20 protein-coding genes are annotated in these 22,253 nt (G+C 69.2%); 13 read left to right on the top strand and 7 right to left on the bottom strand.

Features of this window, described 5'->3' with window-relative positions:
• Positions 1 to 202 precede the first annotated feature (202 nt).
• Positions 203 to 346, top strand: coding sequence for a hypothetical protein (locus ACZ4WQ_RS20160; RefSeq protein ID WP_311727975.1), 144 nt, complete (start codon positions 203 to 205; stop codon positions 344 to 346).
• A 73-nt stretch (positions 347 to 419) separates the two neighbouring features.
• Here ACZ4WQ_RS20160 and ACZ4WQ_RS20155 read toward each other — a convergent pair whose 3' ends face one another.
• Positions 420 to 1,823 (bottom strand): cation:dicarboxylate symporter family transporter, encoded by a 1,404-nt coding sequence (locus tag ACZ4WQ_RS20155; RefSeq protein WP_398371602.1) that lies wholly within the window; start codon positions 1,821 to 1,823, stop codon positions 420 to 422.
• Between the two features lie 162 nt (positions 1,824 to 1,985).
• Here ACZ4WQ_RS20155 and ACZ4WQ_RS20150 point away from each other — a divergent pair, with 162 nt between their 5' ends.
• The 5 genes from ACZ4WQ_RS20150 to ACZ4WQ_RS20130 all read left to right on the top strand — a co-directional run bounded on the left by ACZ4WQ_RS20150 (position 1,986) and on the right by ACZ4WQ_RS20130 (position 8,059).
• Complete coding sequence (locus ACZ4WQ_RS20150; RefSeq protein WP_398371600.1) at positions 1,986 to 3,755, top strand: sensor histidine kinase; 1,770 nt, start codon at positions 1,986 to 1,988, stop codon at positions 3,753 to 3,755.
• Entirely contained in the window at positions 3,752 to 4,459 is a 708-nt protein-coding gene (locus ACZ4WQ_RS20145; RefSeq protein WP_311727972.1) for a response regulator, read from the top strand. The genes ACZ4WQ_RS20150 and ACZ4WQ_RS20145 overlap by 4 nt, the downstream gene beginning before the upstream one ends.
• A gap of 143 nt (positions 4,460 to 4,602) precedes the next feature.
• Complete coding sequence (locus tag ACZ4WQ_RS20140) at positions 4,603 to 5,649, top strand: chitinase (RefSeq protein WP_398371598.1); 1,047 nt, start codon at positions 4,603 to 4,605, stop codon at positions 5,647 to 5,649.
• Between the two features lie 134 nt (positions 5,650 to 5,783).
• Complete coding sequence (locus tag ACZ4WQ_RS20135) at positions 5,784 to 7,145, top strand: extracellular solute-binding protein (protein ID WP_311727970.1); 1,362 nt, start codon at positions 5,784 to 5,786, stop codon at positions 7,143 to 7,145.
• Complete coding sequence (locus ACZ4WQ_RS20130) at positions 7,145 to 8,059, top strand: carbohydrate ABC transporter permease (RefSeq protein ID WP_398371595.1); 915 nt, start codon at positions 7,145 to 7,147, stop codon at positions 8,057 to 8,059. The genes ACZ4WQ_RS20135 and ACZ4WQ_RS20130 overlap by 1 nt, the downstream gene beginning before the upstream one ends.
• Here the strand turns inward: ACZ4WQ_RS20130 and ACZ4WQ_RS20125 are convergent.
• Together ACZ4WQ_RS20125 and ACZ4WQ_RS20120 are read right to left on the bottom strand one after the other, a co-directional pair.
• Positions 8,029 to 8,229, bottom strand: a complete 201-nt coding sequence (locus tag ACZ4WQ_RS20125; protein ID WP_398371593.1) for a DUF397 domain-containing protein — start codon at positions 8,227 to 8,229, stop codon at positions 8,029 to 8,031. The two genes, ACZ4WQ_RS20130 and ACZ4WQ_RS20125, sit on opposite strands and share 31 nt — an antisense overlap.
• Positions 8,230 to 8,232: 3 nt before the next feature.
• A complete protein-coding gene (locus tag ACZ4WQ_RS20120; RefSeq protein WP_398371845.1) occupies positions 8,233 to 9,096 on the bottom strand; it encodes a helix-turn-helix domain-containing protein in 864 nt (287 codons plus the stop codon).
• A gap of 185 nt (positions 9,097 to 9,281) precedes the next feature.
• Here ACZ4WQ_RS20120 and ACZ4WQ_RS20115 point away from each other — a divergent pair, with 185 nt between their 5' ends.
• Together ACZ4WQ_RS20115 and ACZ4WQ_RS20110 are read left to right on the top strand one after the other, a co-directional pair.
• Positions 9,282 to 9,749: an ATP-binding protein gene (locus ACZ4WQ_RS20115; protein ID WP_398371591.1), complete on the top strand. Its 468-nt coding sequence runs from the start codon at positions 9,282 to 9,284 to the stop codon at positions 9,747 to 9,749.
• An 11-nt stretch (positions 9,750 to 9,760) separates the two neighbouring features.
• A complete protein-coding gene (locus ACZ4WQ_RS20110) occupies positions 9,761 to 10,285 on the top strand; it encodes an HIT family protein (RefSeq protein WP_398371589.1) in 525 nt (174 codons plus the stop codon).
• Here ACZ4WQ_RS20110 and ACZ4WQ_RS20105 read toward each other — a convergent pair.
• From ACZ4WQ_RS20105 to ACZ4WQ_RS20095, 3 genes are all read right to left on the bottom strand, one after another.
• Positions 10,263 to 10,979 (bottom strand): hypothetical protein, encoded by a 717-nt coding sequence (locus ACZ4WQ_RS20105; protein WP_398371587.1) that lies wholly within the window; start codon positions 10,977 to 10,979, stop codon positions 10,263 to 10,265. The genes ACZ4WQ_RS20110 and ACZ4WQ_RS20105 overlap by 23 nt on opposite strands.
• Positions 10,980 to 11,076: 97 nt before the next feature.
• On the bottom strand, positions 11,077 to 12,363 hold the full coding sequence (locus ACZ4WQ_RS20100; protein ID WP_311727963.1) for an HNH endonuclease signature motif containing protein: 1,287 nt from the start codon (positions 12,361 to 12,363) through the stop codon (positions 11,077 to 11,079).
• Positions 12,364 to 12,832: 469 nt separating this feature from the next.
• Positions 12,833 to 13,615 (bottom strand): maleylpyruvate isomerase family mycothiol-dependent enzyme, encoded by a 783-nt coding sequence (locus ACZ4WQ_RS20095; RefSeq protein ID WP_398371585.1) that lies wholly within the window; start codon positions 13,613 to 13,615, stop codon positions 12,833 to 12,835.
• A 168-nt stretch (positions 13,616 to 13,783) separates the two neighbouring features.
• Between ACZ4WQ_RS20095 and ACZ4WQ_RS20090 the strand changes: the two genes are divergently transcribed.
• Entirely contained in the window at positions 13,784 to 14,266 is a 483-nt protein-coding gene (locus tag ACZ4WQ_RS20090; RefSeq protein ID WP_311727961.1) for a cupin domain-containing protein, read from the top strand.
• Between the two features lie 8 nt (positions 14,267 to 14,274).
• Here ACZ4WQ_RS20090 and ACZ4WQ_RS20085 read toward each other — a convergent pair whose 3' ends face one another.
• A complete protein-coding gene (locus ACZ4WQ_RS20085; RefSeq protein WP_398371582.1) occupies positions 14,275 to 14,763 on the bottom strand; it encodes a MarR family winged helix-turn-helix transcriptional regulator in 489 nt (162 codons plus the stop codon).
• Between the two features lie 148 nt (positions 14,764 to 14,911).
• Between ACZ4WQ_RS20085 and ACZ4WQ_RS20080 the strand changes: the two genes are divergently transcribed.
• From ACZ4WQ_RS20080 to ACZ4WQ_RS20065, 4 genes are all read left to right on the top strand, one after another.
• Positions 14,912 to 16,495, top strand: coding sequence for an FAD-dependent monooxygenase (locus ACZ4WQ_RS20080; RefSeq protein ID WP_398371580.1), 1,584 nt, complete (start codon positions 14,912 to 14,914; stop codon positions 16,493 to 16,495).
• A 175-nt stretch (positions 16,496 to 16,670) separates the two neighbouring features.
• Complete coding sequence (locus ACZ4WQ_RS20075) at positions 16,671 to 17,471, top strand: carbohydrate ABC transporter permease (RefSeq protein WP_311727992.1); 801 nt, start codon at positions 16,671 to 16,673, stop codon at positions 17,469 to 17,471.
• Positions 17,472 to 17,538: 67 nt separating this feature from the next.
• Entirely contained in the window at positions 17,539 to 17,943 is a 405-nt protein-coding gene (locus tag ACZ4WQ_RS20070) for an effector-associated constant component EACC1 (protein WP_468022318.1), read from the top strand.
• Between the two features lie 4 nt (positions 17,944 to 17,947).
• The gene (locus tag ACZ4WQ_RS20065; RefSeq protein WP_398371576.1) at positions 17,948 to 22,225 is read left to right on the top strand and encodes a caspase, EACC1-associated type; all 4,278 of its coding nucleotides are present in this window, start codon (positions 17,948 to 17,950) and stop codon (positions 22,223 to 22,225) included.
• Positions 22,226 to 22,253: the final 28 nt, after the last annotated feature.

Genomic DNA, 22,253 nt, shown 5'->3' with positions numbered 1-22,253 from the left:
TTTGTTTCGAGCCCCTTTGTTTCGGCTGCCTTTGTTTCGACTTCCTTTGTTTCGTGGCGAGACGGGGCTGCCGAACAACCGCCGGACCGCTGAAGTGGACCGTGTGCACCGGACGGTGCCGGGCCGCACCAAAACTCCGTACGCCTTTCGCGGGGGTGAGGGCGTACGGGGACGGCCACACACAGGAAAGGGAGGTGGGCTGATGCCTCTTTGGGGGCGGATCGCCACGGCGGTCACGGGGGCCGTCCTCTTGGCCGCCCCGTTCCTCCCCTTCGTCCCGGGGATCCACGCGGAGGCGGCGACGGGGGTCGTGCACTTCCCCGCCGGGTTCTCGGGCGGGGCGTGAACGCGAGCGGCCCTGCCCCGATGCGAGGGGCAGGGCCGCGAGGCCGTGCGGTGAGGCCGGAGTGGCCCGCGGGTCAGATGGCCGCGTGCTTCTTGGTGGTGTCCACGTGAGCGTCGTCGTCCGCGTCGTCCCCGCTGTGCGGCGAGTGGTCGTCGACGAGCGTGGTCTCGTCGAACGGCAGCCGCCCGGCGAGCACCTCCTGCATGCGGTCCTTGTCGATCTCCTTGGTCCAGGTGCCGACCAGGACGGTCGCGACCGCGTTGCCCGCGAAGTTGGTGAGGGCGCGCGCCTCGCTCATGAAGCGGTCGATGCCGACGATCAGGCCGACGCCGTCCACCAGGTCCGGCCGGTGCGACTGGAGACCGCCGGCCAGGGTGGCCATGCCCGCGCCGGTCACGCCCGCCGCGCCCTTCGACGCGATGATCATGAACGCCAGCAGGGATATCTGCTCGCCGATCGAGAGCGGGTTGCCCATGGCCTCGGCGATGAACAGCGAGGACATGGTCAGGTAGATCGCGGTGCCGTCCAGGTTGAAGGAGTAGCCGGTCGGCACGGTGATGCCCACGACGGGCTGGCTGACGCCCGCGTGCTCCATCTTGGCGATCAGGCGCGGCAGCGCGGACTCGGACGACGAGGTCGACACGATCAGCAGGAACTCGCGGGCCAGGTACTTCAGCAGCGCGAAGATGCTCACGCCCGCGACCAGCCGCAGGACCGTGCCGAGCACGAGGAACACGAACAGCGCACAGGTGATATAGAAGCCGATCATGATGATGGCCAGCGACTTCAGCGCGTCCACGCCCGTCTCGCCGACCACCCCGGCTATCGCGCCGAAGGCGCCCACCGGCGCCGCCCACATGATCATGGACAGCACGCGGAACACCAGCCGCTGGATGTGGCCGATCCCGCGCAGCACCGGCTCACCGCTCTTGCCCATGGCCTGGAGCGCGAAGCCGACCAGCAGCGCGATCAGCAGGGTCTGGAGCACCTCGGGCGCGGTGAAGGCGGAGACCATCGTGGTCGGGATGATGCCGAGCAGGAAGTCGGTCGTGGACTCGTGGGCGCCCGCCGCCTGGCCCTGTCCGGCCTTCGCCGCCTCGCTGGTCAGGTGCAGGGTGCTGCCCGGCTCGATGATGTTGCCGACGACCAGGCCGATGGCGAGCGCGACGGTCGACATCGCCAGGAAGTAGCCGAGCGCCAGGCCGCCGACCTTGCCGACCTTCGCGGCCTTCCGCACCGAGCCGACGCCGAGCACGATCGTGCAGAAGATGATCGGCGAGATCATCATCTTGATCAGATTCACAAAGCCGGTGCCGATCGGCTTGAGCTCCACCGCGGTATCGGGGGCGACGAAGCCCACCAGGATGCCGAGCGCGACCGCGCCGATCACCGCGAGGTAGAGGTAGTGAATCTTGTCCTTCTTCGTCCGCCCGGCATCCGTCTGTCCGGACGCGGACGGCGAGGTCTGCGCAGCCACGGTGCTGCCTCCTTCTGCTCTGCCGTCCAGCTGTCCCGGCTGATGCGTCGTGCGGCTCGCACTTCGCCCTGAACGGTCCCGAGGACTATGCACCCCGCCTGTGATGGCGGTCACCCTTCCGTTCATTTCGTTCACGAAACGGTCATGTGCACACTGTGTGGCATGCGCGTCCCCCGTCCCCGGAGTCTGGCAGGCCAGCTCTTCGCGATGCAGGTCGTCCTGGTCGCCGCCGTGGTCGCCGGGTGCGCGATCTTCTCGTACGTCACCGGCCGGAGCCAGGCGGAGGAGTCCGCACGCCGCCAGGCCACCGCCGCCGCGACCGCCGTCGCCGACTCCCCGACCGTCGCCGAGGCCGTACGGTCCCCCGACCCCACCGCCCGGCTCCAGCCATACGCCGAGCAGGTGCGCCGCGACACCGGTGTCGCCTTCGTCACCATCATGAATACGCGAGGGATCCGCTGGACGCATCCCGACCCGGCTCGCATAGGAGAGAAGTTCCTCGGCAACACCGGGCCCGCGCTGCACGGCCAGATCTTCGACGAGACATACACCGGCACCCTGGGCGCCTCCGTGCGCGTGGTGGCCCCGGTGCGCGACGCACAGGCCGGCGGCAAGATCACCGCGCTGGTCAGCGCGGGGATCACCGTCGACACCATCAGCGCGCAGGTGCGCCGCCAGATGCTGGCGCTGCTCGTCGTCGCGTTCGCCGCGCTGGCGCTCGGCGGCATCGGCACCTATGTCATCAACGCCCGGCTGCGCCGCCACACCCACGGCATGAACGCCGCCGAGCTGAGCCGGATGCACGACTACCACCAGGCCGCGCTGCACGCCGTCCGCGAAGGGCTGCTGATGCTGGACGGGCGGCGGCGGATCGCGCTGATCAACGACGCCGGGCGGGAGCTGCTCGGGCTGTCCGGGAACCCGGTCGGCCGGTACGTCTCCGACCTCGGGCTGCCCCCGCCGCTGACCGGCGCCCTGCTGTCCGCCGAACCGCGGGTGGACGAGCTGCACCTGACCGCCGAGCGGGTCGTGGTCGTCAACACCTCCCCGGTCAGCAGTGGAGAGCAGCGCGGCACGGTCGTGACGCTGCGCGACCACACCGAACTCCAGGCGCTGTCCGGCGAGTTGGACTCGGTACGCGGCATCACCGAGGCACTGCGCTCCCAGGCCCACGAGGCCGCCAACCGGCTGCACACCGTCGTCTCGCTGATCGAGCTGGGGCGGGCCGAGGAGGCGGTCGACTTCGCGACCGCCGAGCTGGAGCTGGCGCAGGCGCTGACCGACCAGGTCGTGGGGGCGGTCGCCGAGCCGGTGATGGCCGCGCTGCTGCTGGGCAAGGCGGCCCAGGCCAATGAGCGCGGTGTGGAGCTCGTCCTCGCCCCGGACAGCCGCATCGACGACGGGCTGCTCCCGCCCGCCCTCCCCGCCCGCGACCTGGTGACGATCCTCGGCAATCTCATCGACAACGCGACGGACGCCGCCGCCGAGGGCGCCGGGCGCGGCGCGGCCCGCAGCGCCCGGGTCACGGTCACGGCGCGCGCCATCGCCGACGAGCTGACGCTGCGCGTGAGCGACACGGGCCCCGGTCTTGACCCGGCGACGGCCGAGGTGGCCTTCGGGCGCGGCTGGAGCACCAAGTCCCCGGGCCGCGGGCTGGGGCTGGCGCTGGTGCGGCAGGCGGCGCGGCGCAACGCCGGGACGGTCGAGGTGTCCCGGGCGGTGGAGGGCGGCGCGGAGTTCACGGTCCACCTGCCCCTGGCAGAATCCCGGGCCGAACCCGTACCCGTGCCCGTACCCGTACCCGTGCCCGTACCCGTGCCCGAACCCGAACCCGTACCCCAACCCCGACCCGAACCCCACCTCGAACCCGCACCCCGCGATGAGCCCGCACCCCGGGACGAAACCGCGCCCCGAGAGGAATCCGCCCGATGAGCCCGTCGCAGGCGAACCCGGACCGGCCCGCGCCGATCCGGGTCCTCGTCGTCGAGGACGACCCGGTCGCCGCGGACGCGCACCGGATGTATGTCGAGCGCGTCCCCGGCTTCACCGTGGTCGGCTCGGCGCGGACGCGCGGCGACGCACAGCGCCAGCTGGAGCGCACGCCCGCCGACCTTCTGCTGCTGGATCTGTATTTGCCCGATGGACACGGTCTCCAGCTCGTCCGGGGGCTGCGTGCGGCAGGTCACACCACGGACGTCATAGCGGTGACCTCGGCCCGAGACCTCGCGGTGGTCCGGGAGGGCGTCTCGCTCGGGGTCGTCCAGTACGTACTCAAGCCGTTCACATTCGCAACGCTACGGGACCGGCTGCTGCGCTACGCCGAGTTCCGCGCGAGCGTGGGCGAGGCCAGCGGCCAGGACGAGGTGGACCGCGCGCTGGCCGCACTGCGCGCGCCGCAGCCGGCCGAGCTGCCCAAGGGGCTGACCCCGGCCACCCTCCAGGCCGTGACCGACACGCTGCGCGCCGCCGAGAGCGGGATCTCCGCCACAGCGACGGCGGAGGCGGTGGGCATCTCGCGGATCACCGCGCGCCGGTATCTGGAGCACCTGGTGGACGCGGGGCGCGCGGCGCGGGCGCCGCAGTACGGACAGGTCGGCCGCCCGGAGCTGGTCTATCGCTGGCTGAGCACGCAATAGGAAACTTTCCTATCCACCATCTTGTCGGCGCGGCACCGACTCGCTAGCGTTCACATCCGCAACCCCGCCCAACAGACAGTTGTTCGGTGCACGTATGCTCCCCTCTCGTCCTTGTTGCGTGTGTTGTCCGGAGGACTCCCCCCATGAAGAACATGTCCAAGCGCACCCGCAGGCTCGTGCTCACCGCGACCTGCGCGCTCATAGCCACGGGCGGCGCGGCGACCCTCGCCGCCACCGGCGCCCAGGCCGCCCCCACCGCTCCCACCACCCAGGCCGCCGAGGCCGCCCCGAGCACGGCCGCCGCGGCCAGCGGCCAGACCGGCCCGTACCTCTACCTCGGCTGGGGCAGCCCGCCCAAGGCCACCGATGTGATGTCGGCCACCGGCACCACCCAGTTCACGATGGCCTTCATCCTCTCGGACGGCGGCTGCAACCCGAAGTGGGACGGCTCCCGCGCGCTGACCGGCGGCAACGACCAGTCCACGATCAACTCCATACGCTCGGCCGGCGGCGATGTCACGGTGTCCTTCGGCGGCTGGAGCGGCAACAAGCTCGGCGAGAAGTGCTCCTCCGCCTCCGCCCTCGCGGGCGCGTACCAGAAGGTGATCGACGCCTACAAGCTCAAGTCGATCGACATCGACATCGAGGCGAGCGAGTTCGAGAACGCGACGGTCCGGCAGCGGGTGATCGACGCGTTGAAGATCGTCAAGCAGAAGAACAGCGGCATCAAGGTGTACGTCACCTTCGGCACGACCACCAGCGGCCCGGACGCCAACGGCAAGGACCTCATCAAGCGCGGCGCCGCAGCCGGCGTCGACGTGGACGGCTGGGCCGTCATGCCGTTCGACTTCGGCCAGGGCTCCGTCGACATGGCGGCGGCCACCAAGTCGGCGGTGGACGGCCTGAAGAACAGCGTCGCGAGCGCGTACGGTCTGTCGTCCGACGACGCGTACCGCAAGGTCGGCTTCTCTTCCATGAACGGCAAGACCGACGTCGCGGGTGAGACGGTGACCCTCGACAACTTCAAGTCCGTGGTCTCGTACGCCAAGAGCCACCACCTGGCCCGGGTCAGCTTCTGGTCGCTCAACCGCGACCGCAAGTGCGGCTCCGGCGGGGACGCGGACGCGTGCAGCGGCATCGACCAGGGGACGTACGACTTCACCAAGGTGCTTGCGGGCTACACCGGCTGAGCACGCCACCCGGGCTGACGACCACCGGGCTAACGTTCAATCAAGGGCGTTCCTGGTCAAGGGGATTGACCTTGTAATGGGCCCGACCGTACGGTCGGCCCGCAGCCCCAGAGGCCAGCAAGGAGGTCGTGCCCGTGCGCCACACCGCCCCACTGATCCTCACAGCCGTCACCCTCGTCGCCGCCGCAGGACTCACTGCCTGCGGCGGCGGCTCGGGCAGCGACCCGGACACCGTCAAGGTCGCCTACAAGCGCAGCACCGACAACAAGATCAGATTCCAGGACAACTACCTGGCCGGAGTGAAGAGAGAGTTCGAGAAAGCGAACCCCGGCAAGACGGTCAAGCTGATCCCGATCCAGGCCCAGGACAACGACTACGCCACCAAGGTCCAGCAGATGATGCGGTCCCCCAAGACCGCGCCGGACCTGGTCTACGAGGACACCTTCCGGATCAACTCCGACATCAAGGCGGGCTATCTGCGCCCCCTCGACGACTATCTGGCCAAGTGGCAGACCTGGGACCAGTTCGTCGACACCGCGAAGGCCGCGGCCAAGGCGGAGGACGGCAAGACGTACGGCATCCCGGACGGCACCGACACCCGCGGCCTGTGGTTCAACAAGGACATCTTCGCCAAGGCCGGGCTGCCGGCCGACTGGCAGCCGGGAAGCTGGGACGAGATCCTCGCCGCGGCCCGCACGATCAAGGAGAAGGTCCCCGGTGTCACCCCGCTCAACGTCTACACCGGCAAGGCCCCGGGCGAGACCTCCGTCATGCAGAGCTTCGAGATGCTGCTGTACGGCACGGGCGAGAACCCGCTGTACGACCCGAAGGCGAAGAAGTGGGTCACCGGCGGCCAGGGCTTCAAGGACACCCTGAGCTTCATCAAGACCGTCTACTCCGAGAAGCTGGGCCCCGACGTCTCCGACGCCCTCGACCCCAACGTCGGCACCACCGTCTACAGCGAGTGGCTGCCCGAGGGCAAACTCGCCATCGACCTCGACGGCTCCTGGCTCGGCCAGAACTGGCTGAAGACCGGCGGCAAGCCATGGCCCGAGTGGTCCAAGACCCTCGGCCAGGCGCCCATGCCCACCCAGAACGGCCAGGCCCCCGGCAAGGTCAGCATGTCCGGCGGCTGGACCTGGGCGATCACCGCCAAAGGCAAGAACCCCGACCTGGCCTGGAAGTTCGTCGAGCAGCTCCAGACCAAGAAGAACGCCACCGAATGGTGCGTGACCGGCGCGCAGATCGCGGTCCGCGACGACGTCGCGAAGGACCAGCGCTATCTGTCCTCCATGCCGGGCATCGACTTCTTCACCGGCCTCGTGAAGTACACCCACTACCGGCCCGCGCTCCCCGTCTACCCCCAGGTCTCCACGGCGATCGGCGAGGCCATGGAGTCGGTGACCACGGGTGACGCCTCCCCCGACAAGTCGGCCAAGTCGTACGACGACCAGCTGAAGTCGATCGCCGACGGCGCCACGGTGGCCAAGGGCTGATGGCGACCGCGACCAAGGTGGCGGCGGCCCCGGTACGCCCCGGGCGCCGCCGCCCCCTGCACCACCGCCCCCTGCGCTGGTTCCCGCTCGCCCCGGCGACGGTGCTCCTGCTGCTCTTCCTCGGCGGCCCGATCGGCTACTGCGTCTACATCGCCTTCACCAACATGCAGCTGACCGGCGCCTCCACCACGGACTTCGTCGGCCTCGACAACTTCCGGCGCGCCTTCGCGGACGACGACTTCCGCAACGCGGTCGTCCTCACGCTCGTCTTCACCCTGCTGTCCTCGCTGATCGGCCAGAACACTCTGGGCCTGGCCCTGGCCACCGCGATGCAGCGCGCATCCAAGCCGGTACGGACCATCACCGGCTCGATCGTCATCGCGGCGTGGGTGGTGCCCGAGATCGTCGCGGGCTTTCTGCTGTACGCGTTCTTCCGCCGCGAAGGCACGCTCAACGCCATCCTGGACTGGCTGCACCTGCCGTCCCAGAACTGGCTCTTCACCCTCCCCATCATCGCCGTCTCCTTCGCCAACGTCTGGCGCGGCACGGCCTTCTCGATGCTCGTCTACTCCGCCGCGCTCTCCGAGATCCCCAAGGAGATCAACGAGGCCGCGGAGGTCGACGGCGCGAGCGGGCCGCGCCGCTTCTGGCACATCACCCTGCCGATGATCCGCCGCTCCATCGGCACGAACCTGATGCTCAACACCCTCCAGACGCTGTCCGTCTTCGGCCTCATCTGGGCCATGACCCGAGGCGGCCCCGGCAACCGGAGCCAGACCCTCCCGGTCTTCATGTACGACCAGGCGTTCAACAAGTCGCTGATCGGCTACGGCACGGCGGTGGCGCTGTTGCTGCTGCTGGTGGGTGCGCTGTTCTCGCTGGTCTACCTGCGGTTGATGCGCGACGAGGTCTGAACGACGGCCTCCCGGAAGGCGGCCCATGCGGCGGGCGCCACGCGCAGTATGGGGCCTTCCGGGCGCTTGGAGTCGCGTATCGCGACGCTGTCGGGGTGGTTGGTGGCCACCTCGACGCACTCATGGTCAGCGGTGCTGTAGCTCGACTTCCGGAACTCAAGCGCGGTCATCTCTCACATCTCTTCGCGGAGGACGTTGATGAATGCCTTGCTCTCCGGCTCAGTGAGGGCGCTTCGGGAGATCTTCTCAAAGAGATCCTGGTGCTGGGCGGCTTCGTCCCCTCCCTCAACCCACAGCTGACCGAAGGCGGTCTCTGTATACACCACATCCATGGCGCCGGGTTCGGCGAACGAGATGATGTTGAAGGTGCCACCCATACCCAAGTGCGCTCCGGCCGTGAACGGCAGGACCTGGAGCCTGATATGCGGCTGATCGGCGGCATGGGCGAGGTGCGCCACCTGCGAGCGCATCACCTCCAGCCCGCCGACTTGATGCCGGAGTGCACCTTCGTGGATCAACGCCCACAGCTCCAGCACGGGTTCTTCCGAGAGCCGCCGCTGACGGGCGACTCTCGCGGCGACCAACTGTTCGCCGTTGTCCGGGTGATCGCGCCTCGAGTTGCCGAGGGCCAATGCTCGCAGGTAGTCAGGGGTCTGGAGCAGTCCGGGTACAAGGCTGAGCTGCCACGTCCTGATGCTTGTCGCCACGTGTTCCAGGGCGACGTACTCCTGCATGACGCCGAGGTCCGGGAAGTCGTTCCACCACCCCTTGGCCCTGCGGCGCTCGCGGTCGACCCGCGCCAGCTCCAGCAGCCCGCCCACAACCGCCGGATCGCTCACGCCGTACAGCTCGCACAGGGCCCGGATGTCGGGGTCGCGCATGGGGACCCAGCCGCGTTCCATCTTGGCGACCTTGGTGGTGGACGCCGTAAGGCTTTTGGCGGCGTGCCCCTGCGTCAGCCCCGCCTCGGTGCGGAGCTTGATGAGCTCGCCGCCGAGTCTGCGTCCCAGAACGGTCGAGGTGCTGTTCCCCTGCATCAGCTGACTCATAGTCACGCGACCAGTCTGGCGTCAGCAGACGCACCCCGCAAACCAGATCGGAGGAATTCCTCCAAGAGGAACTTGTGTTGATCTACTAGACGACGCTACGGTCCGTGATGAACCGATCGCGCAGCGAGGCGACTCGCGCGCTCAGGCCCCAAACCGCCTGCTGGAGGTGTGCGATGGCATTCGCGCCCCAAGACCCACGGATCCCGGACCCCAACGACCCCGTCGTCCATCACGACCGCGTCGACTACGCCCCGTTCCCCAAAAGCGTGACCGTCGCCCGCCGCTACGCCGCCAAGCTGGTCGCCCACTGGGGCTACCCCGCCCTCGCGGACGACACGGCCCTGATCGTCTCCGAGCTGGCCGGCAACGCCGTGCTGCACGGCGGCGTCCCGGGGCGTCACTTCCGCGTCCAGCTCACCCTCACCAAGAACCTCCTGCGCATCGCCGTCTCCGACGCCAAGGGCGAACGCCTCCCTCGGCCGCGCCGGCCCACCGCCGACGACAATTTCGGACGCGGGCTCCTCATCGTCCGCGCGCTGGCGACCCGCTGGGGCGTACGGGAGCGAACCGTGGGCAAGGAGGTCTGGGTCGAACTCGACCTGGCGACCTGCCCGGTCGAGCTCGACCCAGACCTTCAGTGAAAGGGGCACGCATGCCACCGGAACGACAGTCGATGGACCTGGAGACCTACACGGCCAGGACACGCCGTGGGCCGTGCTTCCTGTGCGCTTTCGTGTCAGGGGACCCCGACTACGCACATCACACGGTCTTCGAGGACGACGACCACGTCGCCTTCCTCGACCGGTGGCCCACCCTGACCGGCAAGGTTCTGGTCGCCCCGAAGAGACACATCGAGCACGTCGTCCGTGATCTCGACCCGGAGGCCTACGGACGGCTCATGCTGGTGGTGCGGGAGGTCGCCCTCGCCGTGGAGGACTGCGTGGGAGCCGAGCGGACGTACCTCTACTCCTTGGGCAGCCAGCAGGGGAACGCCCATCTGCACTGGCACATCGCCGGGCTGCCGCCGGGCACCCCATACGAGCGGCAGCAGTTCGCGGCGCTGATGACCGAGAACGGCGTGCTGGCCATGGCCCCCGAGGAAGCCTCCGACATGGCCGAGCGCATCCGTGACCGCATCGCGGCCAGGGGCTGGCTCAACGCACCAGGTAGGGGCTGAAATGCCCCGCGACGTCATCGGCGATGGCCATGGCGTCGCGGGAACCGTCGACTTCCAGTACGCGGATACCCAGCCCGCGGGCGGTACGCACAGCCTCCTCGGCGATGAGACGGTCACGGGCCAGGCGGTTGGCCTGCGCCCTGGCCGGGTCGCTGACGCGGTGATCGAGCGCGGCGGCCCGGGGCAGTACGCGAACCTGGTGTTCGCGGAACTCGGGTGTGGGCACCATGACGATCATCCGGCGCGGTGAGTCGATGATGGGCGCGACGAGCTCGGGGCGGAGGCCCCAGCCCTCGGCGATGATCGGCCGCCCGGAGACCAGCGCGCGCAGGTCGTCCAGTGTCCATTCGAAGCGGACCGGGAATTCGGCCAGGGTCCGGGCGGCCATCGCCTCAGGGGTGGTGTTGACCCACACCTCGTCCAGGCCGGGTTCGGCGGCGGGCTCGCCGAGGCCGATGCGACGTGCGAGGCGGCGATCGTTGTGCGCGCGGGCGTCGTGGTAGTCGTAGTGATAGGCGGTGACGCCGTATCTGGCCGCCAGGATTCGAGCGACGGTCGATTTTCCGGCCCACTGGCCGCCGCAGATCCATAAGGCCTGATGCAAGGTGCCCAACGGATCCCACACTTCGCTGCCGGTGTCGAGGTCATAGCTGGTCATGCGATGCCTTTCCACGCCTGTTGTCGCTGTTGTCATCTGCCGACCCCGACCCCCTAAGCCGCAGGCGAGTGCGGGTTTCGTCTCGCGCCTTCGGCGCAAAGTGGTGGGCTGCGGGGTTCGCGGGGTGGGGTGGCTATTCGAGGTAGTTGCGGGGTGGGTTGGTGTAGGTGTGGCCGGTGGGTGCGGTCCACGTGGTGATCCCGGTGTCGGGGTCGCGGGTGACTCGCCATCCCGGGTGGTGGGTCTTCATCAGGTGATGCCGTCGGCACAACGGGCTCAGGTTCTCCGGAACCGTCTGACCTCCCGCCTCCGGATCGTCGTGGTTGAAGGGCTGGACGTGGTCGAGGTCGCAGCGGTGGGCGGGCATCTGGCAGGTGGGGAAGGTGCACCGGCCGTCCCGGGCAATCACATGCCGCTCCGTCTCCGCCGTCGGCTTGTACGTCGTTGGATCCGTCTTGACCAGCATCCCGGTCTTCGGCTCGATGATCAGACGCCGCCAGATCGTCCCCTCGGCAAACGCGATCTCCCTCGCCTGCCCCGCGGTGATCGGCCCGTACCCCTTCAACTGCGCGGGCTCCTCACTCTCCCCGATCAGCACATCCAGCGGAACGGTGACCTGCACAACTGCCGCCGACCGCCCACCCGAACCCTGCTCCCCCGCGCTGCCGGTGCCGCCGGCGCCGGCGGTGCTTGTGGCGGTGGTGCGGTTGACGACCAGGTCGAACAGGGCGTCCACCCGCTTCTGCTCCAGCGTCCGCCCCTCATCCGGCAGAGTCGCCGCATGCGCGTCCACGGCCTGATTCATACGTGCGGCCTGCTCGGCGGGCAGGATCGCGCCCCACATCGCCATCCCGTCAACCTGCGCGTAGTGGACCATCTGCCGCTCGCGCTTACGCTTGCGATGCCGCTCCTCCGCCCCGTACGGGTCGGCCCGGACGATCTCCCGGGCCAGCACCCGCCGGGTCTGTCCGGTGGCGAGGCCGGGCATCTTCCCGGCCACGGCGGCTTCGACCTCCGCGGCAAGCAGCGGGTCGAGGACACCACAGGCCTCAGTGACGGCGACGGCCTGCATGTAGCAGATCTCCCCTCGCTCCAGCAGCCCGAGCGTGGTCGGGTAGTGGCTGTCGAGCTCCCGAGCCACTTGTAGCCGCTTGGCCGCCGTCGTCCCCGACAGCTTCAGCGCACAGGCCACTTCCTCACACGCGAAGTTCAACTCCCCCTCGATGCCCTCGCTCCACTTCCCCTCCGGCAGCGCGGCCTGCGCATCAGCATCCAGCGCGGCCAGGATGTGGACCTGCTGCGCCTGGATCCACGCCGCATGCCGCTCCAGCGCCTTGAGCGCGTCGACACGGCCGGTGTGGGACAGCTTCCCCGGATCCAGCAGCGGCAGCACAACTGCCGTCTGCGGCCCCGGAGCCATGTTGGCAAGGTAAGCGGCCCATTCGTCCGGCGTCCCCGGAACCAAAGCCGAAGCCGCAGACGGAACCGGTGCCGGTTCCGGAGCCGAGCGAGCGGTATGTGTGACCGTGGTCGTAGCGTTGCTCCCCATGGCGATCACCCCCCAGTGATGCGCTCAACGCCCGCCTCCCCCAGCGGGCTCAACACCTCCATTCTCTCTCACTCTCCGTAACACGGCCAGGTCACAACCCCCAACTCCACTCCTTCGAGTGACAGTTCGGAACCCGGAACTCCACCCACACCCACCCGCCGACCACCGCACCCACCCCGCCGCCACCAGCAGCAGCAGCAGCAGCAGCAACGGCGCCAGCCCGAACCCCCTCCCTTCCCGCTGCCAGCCGCTTTGCGCCGAAGACGCGAGACGATGCGGGCGCTCGACGACCGGAGGCTGCCGCTCAGCGGCGCCAATTGCCATCGGTCAGCTCGACGGCTCACTCGTGGAGCCAGAAGCCCGTTCGCTTCAGCCACAGGTCGAGCAGGGCGCGCTCGCCGTGGATCTCGGTCCGCTCGTCGACGGGTCGGCCGTAGACGAGCAGCAACAGTTCCGCGACCGGGCCACGGACGGTGACGGCCGCATCGCCGCCGCCACGCCGCCACCGGGGGACGTCGCCGGTGAGGTCGACACGCCACTCCCCGGACGGGTCGTCGGTGGCCCGGAAGCAGAGCGTGCGGCCGGCGCCGAGCAGCGGTTCCGCGTCCGTGGGGTCGTACGCCTCGGGGACCGTGCCGAAGCCCATCCACTCGTCGAGGCCGTCCCGCGCCACCGCCGCGTCGACCTCGTAGCGGGCCCCCACGGTCCGGGCGGCGTCGGCGCGGTGGACGACGGTCTCGAACAGCATGCGCCGCGCCCAGAACACGATGGGCTGGTCGGGCACCACGGTCCACACACGGGTGTCGGGGCCGGCCTCGGTCAGGTGGTCCGTGAGCAGCCGCGCGCCCTCGGCGAGCCAGGCGTCGACCACGGCCATGTCCTTGTCGCCGTAATGGAAGACGTCGTTGACCTGGTCCTCCGGGACCTGCTCGGTGGCCCGGGTGCGGACGATGGTCTCCACCCAGCGATGGGCTCCGCTGACGTGCCGTAACAGCTGGCCGAGGTTCCACTCGGGGCAGGTTGACACGTGGACGGTCGGGTCGGCGTCCTTCACCAGGGTGCGCAGCAAGTCGGTCTGGGTGAGGATTTCGGCGCAGTAGCGGTCAAGGTTCCAATCAGACATGCGGCCAGGCTACGAGGCGCGGGGCGGCGGGGCGAGGGCGTCTTCCGACCGAGCCGATGGGCCTCGCGTCCTGGTCCCCAGGTCCCCTGACACTCCGTTCTCCAGGCCGACGACCACGGGTTCCGTCCGTGTCCACAATGCGGTGACGATCAAACAAAGGAGCCGAACATGTCGTATCCCGAGCCCCGCTATCTCGGCGAGAACGGCGAGGTCAACGCGGTGTACAGGCCGGTGGACACCCAGCCGGAGCTGGACTCCCCCTCGGGCAACCGAACGCACTACCTGGCCACGCACGCCTCCACCGGGGGTGAATTCGGGCTGTACCGGGTTGACATGGGACCCAGGTCGCCGGGCCCCACCACCCACTTCCACCGCTCCATCTCGGAGTCCTTCTTCATCCTGTCGGGGGCGGTGCGGCTGTACGACGGCGACCACTGGATCACGGCGCGCTCGGGGGACTTTCTCTATGTGCCGGTAGGCGGATTGCACGCGTTCAAGAACGACTCCGACGACCCTGCGTCCCTGCTTCTGCTCTTCGCCCCGGGCGCACCGCGCGAGGAGTACTTCGAGCAGGTCGCGGAGATGACGCGGCGTGGCGGCAAGGAGCTCGAGGAGTTCCGTATCCGCCACGACAGCTTTTTCGTGGATTGAGTGGGCCGTCACTCGACGGTGTGGTTGTCCCTGGCGACCGAGTCCAGATGAGCTGACAGGTCATCGACCATGCGGCCGAGGAGGCGGACCAGCTCTCGCCGGTCCGGGTCGGACCATGCGGAAAGGGCCTCGCCGAACCAGCCGTTGATGACCCGCAGATAGCGGTCGACGAGCTGCTGGCCGGCCGCGGTGAGGGTGATCAGCCGGGCCCGCTGGTCGTCGGGGTCGGCCACCCTCTCCACCAGTGCGCGCTGCTCCAGCCCGTGAATCTGGCGGGTGGCGTGCGGGCCGGCCACCTGCATCCGCTGGGCGATCTCCCCGACCCGCAGGGGCCGGTCGGCCACGTTGAGGATGACCAGGACGGTCACCGCGGGCCGGTCCAGGGTCACCCCGGCGGTGGCGGTGGCCCGCTCGAAGAGCTGTCCGCGGCTCAGCGTGCCGCTGAGCCGGTTCATGGCGGGCAGCAGGCCCATCAACACGTCGTTGTCGGCCGTCATGAACAACCTCAATCTTGATAGATACCTAACTTAGGTATACATTCACCTCGACCAGTCGGCGCCCCCGATGGACGCCTACCGTAAATAAAGATACCTAAGTTAGGTAAGAGGTGCCATGACCAACATGCCCAAGAGGTGTGACTCGACCATGAGCGACGACGTCCTGGACGTCCTCATCGTCGGTGCCGGACCCGCCGGACTGACGCTGGCCTGCGATCTCGCCCGGCGCGGCATCGCCTGCCGCGTCGTCGACGGCGCGGAGCGGCCCAGCAACGCCTCTCGCGCCAAGACCATCCAGCCGCGCTCCCTGGAGGTCGCCGACGACCTCGGCGTGATCGACCGCGTTCTGCGGCTGGGGACCATCGACGTCCCGACCCGGCACTACGACCGGGAGCGAGTGGTCTCGGAGGCCGTCGAAGTGGCCGTGGGCAAGCCCACCCCCGGCGCCCCCTACGCACCGGTCTGGCTGTCACAGCCGCGGTTCGAGTCCATCCTGCGCGACCGCCTGGCAGAGCTCGGCGGTCAGGTGGAATGGGGATCGGCCGCGACCGGCCTCAGGCAGGATGCCGGCTCCGTCACCGCGACCGTACGAACTGCGGCCGGGCGGCGCGAGATCCGCGCGCGCTACCTCGTCGGATGCGACGGGGCCCGCAGCCTCGTCCGGCAACGGACGGGGGCCACCCTGCGGGGCACCTCGTACCCGGACCAGCGCTGGTACCTGGGCGATGTGCGCGTCGCGGGCCTCGACCGGCACTGCCAGCACCTCTGGATGAGCCCCGAGCACGGGATCCTGTCGCTGTTCCCGCTGCCCAGCACCGACATCTGGCAGCTCCAAGCGTCCGTCCCCGCCGACGAACAGCAGCCCGTCCCACCCTCGTTGGAGCTGTTCCGCCACATCTTCGCCGAACGCGCGGGCGTTCCCGGCCTGGTCATCGACGACGCGGGCTGGCAATCGCTGTACAAGGTCAACGTATGCCTGGTCGACCGGTATCGCGTGGGCCGGGTCTTCCTCGCCGGAGACGCGGCTCACATTCACTCGCCCGCCGGCGGGCAGGGCATGAACACCGGCATCCAGGACGCCTACAACCTGGGCTGGAAGCTCGCCGCCGTCCTCGACGGTGCGGACGCCGCCCTGCTGGACACCTACGAACAAGAACGCCGCCCCGTCGCGCAGTCCGTCCTCGAAGACAGCACCACCCGTCTGCACGCCATGATGCGCGCCTCCGGCAACGGCGACGGTTCGGACGCCCTGCGCGGCCTCACCGACGACTTCACCACCGGACTGACCATCGCCTACGCCGACAGCCCGCTGACCCGTCACCGCCACCTGCCGCCGCGCCCCGAAGGCCCCCGGGCCGGCGACCGGGCACCCGACGCGCCCTGCCTCGACGCCGCGACGGGCCGCGAGCGCCGCATCTTCGACCTGCTGCGCGGCCCGCACTGGACGCTGCTGTCCTTCGGCCACGACCACGACCACGACCACAGCCATGACCCGGTACGCGATCTGATCGCCGATGAGACATCCGTCCCGCTGCGCACCTATCGGGTGACGACCGACGCCACCGCGACCGGCCCCGACACGATCTTCGACGCCGACGGCCATGCCCATCGGCTCTACAACACCGACGGAGACGAACTCGTACTCATCCGCCCGGACGGCTACATCGCCACCCGCGCTCACGCCCTCTCACGTGACGGCAGTCTTCCCCCCACGGCCGGACGGGCGGTTTGATGTACGGAACGCTGATCGACTGCGCTCGCAGGCGCGAGGAGGTCCGAGGTTGTCCGCACTCTCCGGCCGCACCTTGTCCCGTCCGGCCAAGTCCGCCCCGCTCAGATCCCGCAGATCCCGCAGATCCCGTAACGCCGCCCCCCGGACCGCCTGGTCCCCCCGCACCCGCCGCCGACTGGCCGCCGACGCCGCCCTGCTCGTCGTCGCCGCGGCCTTCGTGCTGCCCCTGGCCTGGCTGATCCTGGCCTCTGTGGACAGCGAGGCGACCTTGCGCGTCTCCGCTCCCGGCTCCCCCACCCTGGACAACTTCCAGGCGGTGTGGACGGACGAGATCACCTTCACGCCGATGCTCAACAGCCTGCTGCTGTGCGGCGGGGCCACCATCCTGACCGTGGCGTGCGCGGCGCTGGCCGCCTATCCGCTGTCCCGGTTCCGCTCCCGCCTCGTACGCCCGTACCTGCTGACGATCCTGTTCAGTACCTGTCTGCCGATCACCGCGATCATGGTCCCGGTCTACGGCCTCTTCGTCCAGGTCGACCTGATCGACACGATGTACGGGACGGCCCTGTTCCTGGCCGCCTCCCAACTCCCCTTCGCCATCTGGCTGATGAAGAACTTCATGGACGGGGTGCCGATCATCCTGGAGGAGGCCGCGTGGACGGACGGCGCGTCCTGGCTCCAGAGCCTGACGCGCGTCATCCTCCCCTTGATGGGGCCGGGCATCACGGTCGTGATGATCTACAGCTTCATCATGATGTGGGGCAACTTCTTCGTGCCCTTCATGCTGCTGCTCACCCCCGAGCAACTCCCGGCGTCCGTCAGCATCTTCACCTTCTTCGGCAACTACGGCCAGGTCGTCTACGGCCAGCTGGCCGCCTTCTCGATCCTCTACTCGACCCCCGTGATCCTCCTGTACGTGCTGATCGCCCGCCGGATGGGCGGCGGCTTCGCGCTGGGCGGGGCTGTCAAGGGGTGACGTCGGAGGGTGACGGGTCGTGAGAAAATCCGCTGTTACGGCGGTGAGCGAGCGAGGGGGCGCGCGGATGGAGCAGGTGGAGATCGGCTTCCGTTTCGACGAGGGGGACGACGAGGGCGAGGCTCTGCGGTCGCTGTACCGGCATCTCTACCGGGATGACTCCCTGGAGCGGACGTCCACGGTCGAACTGCGGGAGGCCCCGCCTCTGGAAGGCGCCATGGGCGGCGTCTGGGACACGGTGAACATCGTGCTGACGCACGCCACCGCGCTGTCCGGCCTGGCGGTGTCCGTGGCGGCGTGGCGCCAGAGCCGACCGTCCACGCCGCCCCTGAACGCCCAGTCGAACGGGACCACGGTCACCGTGCAGACCGACGACCCGGAGGCCGTACGTCGGCTGCTGGAGGCCCTGAACAGCGCCGGCAACACCAACTCCGACGACTCCGGTGACTCCGGCGACTCGTCGGAGGGCTGAGGGCGTGCACCTGCCAGACCCGGCCACCTCGCGGGCGGTGCTGATCGGAGTCCATGACTTCGAGCACCTGCCGCCCTTGAAGTCCGTGGCCAACAACCTCAACCGGCTGCGCGACGCGCTGACCGATCCCGAGCTGTGGGGGCTCCCCAAGGAGCACTGCCAGGTGATCCCCCAGCCGCGCTACGACCGCGAGGTGCTGCACGCGATCTCCAAGGCGGCAGGCGAGGCGAAGGACACGCTCTTCGTCTATTACGCCGGACACGGGCTGACGGACCCGGATGCCGTGGACCCCTCGGACCAGCTCTACCTGGCGCTGTCCGAATCCAAGCGCACCGAACTGTACTTGTCCTTGCGCTACCGGGACGTGCGCACAGAGCTGCTGAAACCTCGCCGGGCGCGGCGCAAGATCGTGGTGCTCGACTGCTGCCACAGCGGTCACGCGGCAGCCGTCATGGGGCCGTCCGGGCCCCAGGAAGAGGCGGAGATCGAGGGCGCATACGTTCTCGCCTCCTCCGGTTCCAACGCCGTGTCGTTCGCGCCACCGGACGCGGAGCTGACGGTCTTCACCGGCGAACTGCTGTCGCTGATCGAGGGAGGTGTGCCGGGCGGCCCCGAGCTGCTCACCGTGGAGGACCTGTTCCAGAAGGTCCGGCAGGCCACCATCCGCAAGAACCTCCCGGCCCCGCGCAAGCTGGCGACCGACTCGGCCGGCCAGATCCCCCTGGTACGCAACCGCGCCTACGTACCCGAACTGCCCCCGGCCGTCCCCGCCGTCGATCAAGGCAACGCACCGACCGTCCGGCTGAGCCGGTTCGACCTGGACCGCCTGATCGAGGACCAGAAGAGCAGGGCGAACAGCTTCCCGTACCCGGACCTCCTGCGCGGGCAGCGCCGCCCCCGCTTCACCGAGGTGTACGTACGCCAGCAGGTGTCCGCCCAGGGCACGGACGGGGATCAGCGGACGGAGCGCGCGTCGGATCCGGCACGGCACGGCGACTGGTCCCGCGCGCGGGAGCGGGAGGAGCGGCGGGCCGAGGTCGGCGCTCCGGCGTCGGACGGCAAGCAGGACCGCCGGGTCTCCCAGTCCCTGAAATCCGTGCTCGCGTCGCCGGAACATCTGCTCATCACCGGCGGCCCGGGCATGGGCAAGTCGTCCCTCATCAGCCAGCTGCACCGGGAGCTGCCGGAGAACGCCGTCCCCATCCGGGTCACCGCCAGACACCTCGCCCCTCACGCGGCCAGGCACAAGCCCTGGCAGGAGGCGATCGCCGCGGCGGTGGAGGACGATCTGCTCCCGGCGGGGCTGCTGCGGCTGCCGGACCGGCCCACGCCGGACGGGCAGTGGGTGGTCCTCATCGACGCGCTCGACGAGGTCTCCGGCGTCCGGGACCGGGGGGATCTCGTCGACTGGATCGACGGCGTTCTGCGTCGGCAGGACCTGCCGTTCCGGATGATCCTCACCAGCCGCCCGCCGACACAGGCCGACCGGCGCAGGCTGAGCCACGCGGGCATGGTGCACTACACCCTGGAACCGTTCACCGCCGACGGCTTGGAACGCTTCGCCAAGGGGTGGTTCCTCGACTCCCCCGAGCCGGATCTGGCGGATCGGTTCCTGATCCAGCTGCGCGAGGGCCATCTCCTCGACGTGACCAAGGTGCCGCTGCTCGCCACCATCGCCGCGGTCGTCTTCGAGAGCTCTCCGGACACCCCGCTGCCCAAGCAGCGGTTCGGCCTGTACGAAGAGTTCCTGACCCAACTGGCGGAGGGCCGGAACAGCAAGAGGGTCGATGAGGACCTGCGGAGGTTGCTCGACGCACTGCCCCACGGCGAACGGCTGGCCGTGCAGATCCGGCTTCGGCGCTCACAGCTCGGACAGCGGCTGGCGGTGGCGGCCTCCCAGGGAGAGACGAACCTGCTGCGTCACGCGGATTCCTGGGTGCGAGAGCTCGCCGAGGAGCTGGAAGCGCCCATTCCGAGAATCCCTATGTGGTCCACGATCCTGTTCTCCCTGGCGGAGTCCACCGGGCTCGTCACCCGTGACGACGACAACGTCCGCTTCTGGCATCTCTCCTTCGCCGAGCATCTGGCGGCGCAACACCACGAGCAGGACCTCCCGGATGCGTTCGACCCCAGGACGGAGGTCTGGGGCTCCTGGCTCGCCCGCGTCTTCGACGGCGCCGGACAGGAGGAGGTCGCGCGGCTCGTACTGGTCCGGCACACCCACAGCCACCCGGCCAGCACGCTGCTCCCCTGGCTCCAGCAGCAGACCGACCACCATCAGGCACTCGTCGGCGAGCTGCTGCTGCGTGGGGCACAGGCCACAAGCCCGGTGCTCGACGCCTTCTGCGACGGTCTCCGTCGGGTTCTCTTCGTACCCGACAACGATCACTACGACGACATGCTGACCACTGCGGCGCTGCTGGGCGACCCCAGGGTATCGGCCACCCTCACCTCGGTCATGGAGGACGAGGAGGCCCCGACCACGGCGCGCGTCGCGGCGGCCCAGCTGCTCACTGAGCGCAGCGGGCCCACGGCGAAGGCGGCGGTCGACCATTTGTGGACCGTCATCGACAACCCGCACCTCACGGACGCCGATCGAGTACGCGGCGCCGCCGCGGTCGCTCGCACCCAGCACTCCTCACGGGACCGGGCGGCCGACGCCCTGCTGAAGACGGCCCGGGACGAACGGGTCAGCATCGCACAGCGCCGCTCGGCGGCCGAGGCTCTGGCGAGCATGGGAGGCGAAGTCCTGAAGCAGGCTCAAGCCTGTCTGAGCGACCTCATGCACAGCCCCGGGGCCCTCGTCCAGGACGTCGTGACGGTTGCGGAAGCCTTGACCAAACTCTCCCCGTCGTCATTTGACGAGACGCTGTCCGCCCTCGAGGCGATGGCCGAGGACCCGGCGACGTCCGTCTTCGACCGGATCGACCTCATGCGCGTCATCGCCGTCCTGGATCACGGCCGCAGAGCCCGCTCCATCGACATGATGGACAAGCTCATGACCTCGCCTCGGGCCGGTGCCCATATCCGGGCGAAGGCGGCCGAGGCGCTGGCGGACGTCGCGCCGGACCGTATCCAGCTGTCCGTGGATGTACTGCGGGGACTGGTCCTGAACTCCCGGCTGGACATGGACGACAGGATCGACGCGGCGGAACGGCTCGCTCGAGTCGACGCCGACCAGCGGGCGGACATGGCTGATGAGCTGTTCCGCCTGGCGCAGTCGTCACACTGCGGGCTGACGGACAAGGTCAAGGCGGTGGTGAGGTCCGCTTCTCTCGCGCCCGGCAAGAGAAGGCGCTGTGTGGACCTGCTCGCCGCGACCGCGTGCAATACGGCGCTGAGCCTGAGGGATCGGCTTTACGCGGTCTCGCGCTTGAACACCATGGACCCGCAGAACACCGAACGGGTGGTCCCCGTGCTGGAAGAGGCCCTGGGCACCCCGGGTGTGCACCCGAACTCGCAAGCGGAGGCCGCACGCCACCTCGCAAAACTGAGTGACGCCCACCGTGCGCGCGCCATCGAGATCCTGCGCCGACGGGTCATGGCGCCAGAGACCTCCCCAGAGGAAGCCTCGGCACTCGCCAAGACCCTGGCACAACTGGCTCCGGAGCAGACCGATGAGGTCGAGGCGGTCCTCATGCGGGTGGTGGAATCCCGCTTCACCGATGCATATGAGCTTCGTGAGGCGGCGGAATCGCTGGTCAGCCTGGTACCGCGGACCCGGCCCCAGGTCGTCGCCGCATTGCTGCGCCATGCGCAGGAGGAGCCGGAGGCGATCTACATGCGGTGGATGTTGAATGCCGTGGTCTCGATCGACCCGGGTCGACACGAAGAGGCCGCCCGCATCGTGCACACACGGCTGACCGCCCCCGGCGAATCGGAGGCCACCCGCAAACAGCTCGTCGAGACGCTGGCGAAACTGGGTGGTGCGCAAGAGCGCGCGGATGCCGTGCGTATTCTCTCGGCCTGCGTCACCGATGCCGCCATCGAGACCGATGTACGACTTGACGCCACGGACTCGCTGGCCTCGATCGACCCCCTGGCGGTGGAATCCGTGGCCGACCAGCTCTCGGACCTCGCCGCCGATCAAACCTGCCCGGCGCGATACCGAATCCGCGCGGCCACGCGAATCGGTGGACTCGGCCGGGCCCACCACGAGCAGGCCAAGAAGCTCCTCGAGGCGATCGCCACCGACGAACGCTGCGATGTGACTCACCGGGATGAGGCACAGGAAGAGCTGCGAAAACTACAGGATGTCCCGCCACCCGTGGACCCGGCCTGAGCGCCCGGCCTGAACGGCAGGCGGCCGT

The organism is Streptomyces sp. NPDC028305, from assembly GCF_055569495.1.
This window is presented reverse-complemented; position numbering and strand designations above follow the sequence as displayed.